Here is a 4,480-nt window from a genome sequence, read left to right as displayed (position 1 = left end):
GTCCGCCCGCTCGGCGCTGCGGGCGGTCAGCAGCAGCAGGCCGAGCCGCTCGCCGGCGATCTCGGCGTCCGCGATCCTGCGCTGCACCAGCCGTGCCGCCGACTCATCCGGGGTGCCCTCCTCCAGCCGCCCCTGGATCATCATCGCCGTTTCGTGCAGCCGCGCGGTGCCCTCGCGCACCGCCTCCAGCGCCTTGTCCATCTCGTCCGCGGGGGCGTCGAGGAGTTCGACCTGCGCGGAGACCAGCTGGGCCAGACGCGCGCGGAAGGCCAGGCGCAGCCGCAGCAGCACACCCGTGGGCGTCGCCGGCACGACTGCGAAGCGCATCAGGGCACTGGAGCAGAACGCCAGGGCCATCGCACCGCACAGCTCGGGCAGCGTGTCCACGGTGGCGCCCACGAACAGCGACAGGAAATAGACCTGGAAACCGATCAGCCCGAGCGCGGTCCCCCGGTCGCCGAACCGGCGGCCGTAGACCGCGCAGAAGATCAGGACGACGAAGAAGGCGTCCCCGACCACGAGACGCGCGTTGAGCACCGCCCCCAGGGACACCGAGGCCAGGGCTACCGGCAGCCCCAGCGCCAACGTCACGGCCTGCGCGGCCGGCTGCTCCTCCCGGATGGCGAAGGTGGCGACCATCGCCGCCATGGCCCCCGCCACCAGAAGGTGCACATCGGCGCCCAGCAGGGAGAGCACGGCCACGGTCAGGGCGATCGCGCCGACCGTCCGCAGCCCGGCCGTCAAGCGCAGCAGTCCGGGGTCGGACGCCGCGATCCGGTCCCGCAGCCGTGCCCGCACCGCGCGTCCCGCTGCCCTCACGCCGCCGCACTCTCTCCCGACTCACACCAAGATCCGTATCTCAGCATGACATGCCACCGGCGCGAGCTTCCGCCCGGCCCGGTCTACTGGGGCCCGTGCGACCCCTCGATCTGCGCCCGCACCTGTTCCGGCGTCAGATAGGCGTCGGAGTACTCGAAGTCCTTCAGCCGCGCCGCCCTGCGGGCCTGGAACCCGGTCCGCACGAAGTCGTCGCCGGCGACGGCGTTGAGCAGCCAGTTCGTCATCACCCGCGTCTTGGCCACGTTGGTGCGCAGCGCCGACCAGTGGTAGCCGCGGGCCACGGCCTGGGCGGGCAGCCCGCGCAGTTCGACGCCCAGCGGCTTGGACACCGCGTCGGTGCCACCGAGGTCGACGACGAGCCCGAGGTCCTTGTGGACGTACGGCTTCATGGCCTGGCCCCGCAGGGACGCGATGACATTGTCGGCCACGTGCCTGCCCTGCCGCAGGGCGTGCTGTGCGGTGGGCGGGCACATGGCGCCGTCCCCCTTGGCCAGGTCGGGCACGGCGGCCGAGTCGCCGAGCGCGAACACCCCGTCGTCGCCCGGCAGGTTCATCTCGGAGGCGACCGCGAGCCGCCCCTTGACGGTCTCCGCGCCCAGCGTGGCGATGAGCGGGCTGGCGACGACCCCGGCCGTCCAGATGAGCGTGCGGGTCGGGACCACCCGCCCATTGGTGAAGGTGACCTCCTCGGGGCCCGCCTTGGCGATGGAGGTGCCCAGGGAGATGTCGATGCCCCGTCGGCGCAGGATCTCCTGCGCGCTGCTGCCGAGCTTGTCGCCCAGCTCCGGCATCAGCTTCGGCGCGATGTCGATCAGGTGCCACTTGATCAGACTCGGGTCCAGCCGCGGATAGCGCTTGACCGCGGCATGCGTGAGCCGTTGCAGGCACGCCGCGGTCTCGGTGCCCGCGTAACCGCCGCCCACCACCACGAACTGCAGCCGCGAGGCCCGCTCCACGGGGTCCTGGCTCGCATCGGCCAGGTCCAGCTGCGAGATGACGTGGTCACGGATGTACGCCGCCTCGGCCAGCGTCTTCATCCCGAACGCGTGGTCCGTCAGCCCCGGGATGTCGAAGGTCCGGGTGATGCTGCCGGGCGCCAGCACGATGTAGTCGTACGGTTCGTTGACGATCTCGTCGGTGATGGTGCGGATGACGCAGACCTTGGACTTCAGGTCCACGCCGATGGCACCGCCCGGAATGATCCGCGTGCGGTACTTCTTGCTGCGACGCAAGGAGACGGCTATCGACTGCGGCGTCAGCACCCCGGAGGCGACCTGGGGGAGCAGCGGCAGGTAGAGCTGGTAGGCGAACGGCGTCACCAGCGTGACGTCGGCCTCGTCCGGGGAGAGTTTCCGTTCCAGACGGCGGACGCACTCCACTCCGGCGAAACCTGCGCCAACCACCAGGATCCTGGGTCGTGTCACGGTGTTCATCCCTTTCTGCGGCTCCAGGCGGTCTGCCTCGAACGCCTTCCGACTGCCCCTGGATCGCTGGTTCGCACCCTTTCGATCCCACCGTGTGTCCCGCCGGTGCGCCAGTCGGGCGCGGCGGGCAGACGAACGCGTCGATCACCACCATGCCCGCACCGTGGCCGAAAAGCACCAGGCGGGAGTGAAGAACGCGTGCACACCGGTCCGGCCGGACCCGCCGTCAGGAGCCGACGCCGCCTTGGAAATGACACAGCAACAGACACACGTCGTCGTCCCGCTCGGAATCGCTCAGCAACGGATGCAGAAGCCGGTCCGCCGACCCCTCCAGGTCCGCGTCCAGCTCCGTGGAACGGAACCTGCCGAGCGCCGTGGCCAGCCGCTCGATGCCCGGGTCTATGCCCTGCGCACGCCGCTCCACCAGCCCGTCCGTGTACAGCGCGAGGGTCGAACCGGGCGCCAGCTGCTCCGTGTGGTCGGCGATCTCCTGGGTGAGCGGGATGCCGAGCATCGCGCCGGGTTTGGCGTCGAGGGTGCGCACGGTGCCGTCGGGCAGGCGCAGCACCGGCGGCGGATGCCCCGCGGCGGCCCAGGTCAGCGTGGGCTCGTCCGGGTGGAACCGGGCTATCACGGCGGTGGCGTACAGGTCCGGCTGGAGATGGTGCAGGAACCGGTGCAGCCGGGTCAGCAGCCGGCCCGGGCTGTCACCGTCGACGGCGTACGCCCGCAGTGCGGTGCGCAGCTGGCTCATCATGACCGCCGCGTGCAGACCGTGGCCGGTCACGTCGCCGATGACGGTGATGAGACCGCCGTCCCGCTGGGGGAAGGCGTCGTACCAGTCGCCGCCGATGTTCAGCCCGTGCGTGGCCGGAAGGTACCGCGCGGCCAGGCTGAGGCCCGGCGTGGTCGGCAGATCCGTCAGCAGGGCGCGCTGCAGCGTCTCGGCGATGTCGCGGTTGTGCTCGAAGCGCCGGGCGTTGTCGATGGCGATGCTGGCCCGCCGGGTGAGCTCGATCAGCATCACCGCGTCGTCCGGGTCCCAGCGCGCGCCGGGCGGCGACAGCGTCAGGACCCCCAGGGGAGCCCGCCGCGTCGGCAGCGGCACACACAGCAGCGGTCGGCCGGGATCCAGCGCCGACGGTGGCTGGTCCTCCACGCCGGGCAGGTTGCCGGGATGGTCGGCGGCGTACTGGGGCCGCCCGGTACGGGCCGCGACCACGGCCGCGGCCGGATGCGGCGCCGACCGGTCCCTGTCCTCCTCGTGGTCGAACAGCCAGACGTCGACGCTGCGCGCGTACTCCGGCACCAGCAGGTCCGGCAGCCGGCGCACGATCTCCTCGTGGTTCAGCGACGCCGTCAGCACGGCGCTCGCGTCCGCGAGGAACGTCAGCCGGCGTCGGGCGCTCTCTGCCTCCTTGCGGGCGCTGCGCTCGGCGGCGAAGGCCTCGCGCTGGGCCCGCCCGGCCGCGTCCAGCTCGGCGTGCAGTGCCAGGACGCCCTGGTTGGTCTGGTGCAGCTCCTCGCGGTGGAAGAGGACCAGATCCTCCTGCTCGGTGAGTTTGTCCAGCACCACGGCCGTGTCCTCGTCGGCGCCGAGCAGCGCCTCCGACAGGGCGGCGGTATCGGCGGCGACGGTGCCGTCCTCGGCGGCATCGGCCGTTTCGGGGCAGGGGACGGTGACCTCCCAGAGCGGCTCCCCGGCGGCGCACGCCTCCGGCGACGGGGTCACCACGACGTGCAGCAGCCCCTCCTCGGCGGGGGAGCCCGCCACGTCCATGGTGAGCCGCCAGGTGCCGCCCTTGGTGAGGCACTGGCGCAGGTGGGCGCTGAGGGCGGCGGCCAGCCGGGCCCGCTCGACGGTGGGCACACCGTACGCGGCGGCCAGGCGCGCGAGCGAGATGCGGGCGCGGGCCGCGTCGGTGACGGTGGTGATCTGCCAAGTGCGCATCATGGGCGTTCCGGCGGGGTCGAGGTCAGCACGGCCACGGCGGTGTCGTCCCGCACCGGCCGGGCGGGACTGCTGGCGTCACGTATCGTCACGGCGGCCGTCACGGCCGGGTCGGCCGCGGGCAGCCCGGGGCCGGACGGCGGCGTCCAGCGGCTGGGCAGGCCGTCGGTGTGAAGGATCAGCAGCGGGTCGTCCGTCCAGTCGGCCTCCTCCTCGCGGAGGGTGGTGGGCCGGTGCACCCCCACGATGCCGGGGCGCGACAGCA

Annotated in this window: 2 protein-coding genes and 2 pseudogenes; all 4 read right to left on the bottom strand. The window is 72.4% G+C overall.

The genetic code is table 11. The annotated features are described in order from the left end of the window. A pseudogene (locus ABZ281_RS39540) lies at positions 1-819 on the bottom strand (FUSC family protein); the annotation flags it as partial. An 83-nt stretch (positions 820-902) separates the two neighbouring features. Then, positions 903-2,273, bottom strand: coding sequence for an NAD(P)/FAD-dependent oxidoreductase (locus tag ABZ281_RS39535; RefSeq protein ID WP_356662816.1), 1,371 nt, complete (start codon positions 2,271-2,273; stop codon positions 903-905). Positions 2,274-2,490: 217 nt separating this feature from the next. After that, positions 2,491-4,218 carry a SpoIIE family protein phosphatase gene (locus tag ABZ281_RS39530; RefSeq protein ID WP_356662815.1) on the bottom strand — a complete coding sequence of 576 codons (1,728 nt, stop codon included), beginning with the start codon at positions 4,216-4,218 and terminating at the stop codon, positions 2,491-2,493. Continuing rightward, positions 4,215-4,480: pseudogene (locus tag ABZ281_RS39525) on the bottom strand (phosphatase); the annotation flags it as partial. The pseudogene ABZ281_RS39525 and the gene ABZ281_RS39530, both read right to left, overlap by 4 nt.

This window comes from Streptomyces sp. NPDC006265 (assembly GCF_040613555.1).
Lineage (GTDB): Bacteria > Actinomycetota > Actinomycetes > Streptomycetales > Streptomycetaceae > Streptomyces.
This window is presented reverse-complemented; position numbering and strand designations above follow the sequence as displayed.

Coding starts and splice junctions, on each gene's coding strand:
- ABZ281_RS39535 (WP_356662816.1), bottom strand. CDS start 2,273: ATGAACACCGTGACACGACCCAGGATCCTGGTGGTTGGCGCAGGTTTC.
- ABZ281_RS39530 (WP_356662815.1), bottom strand. CDS start 4,218: ATGATGCGCACTTGGCAGATCACCACCGTCACCGACGCGGCCCGCGCC.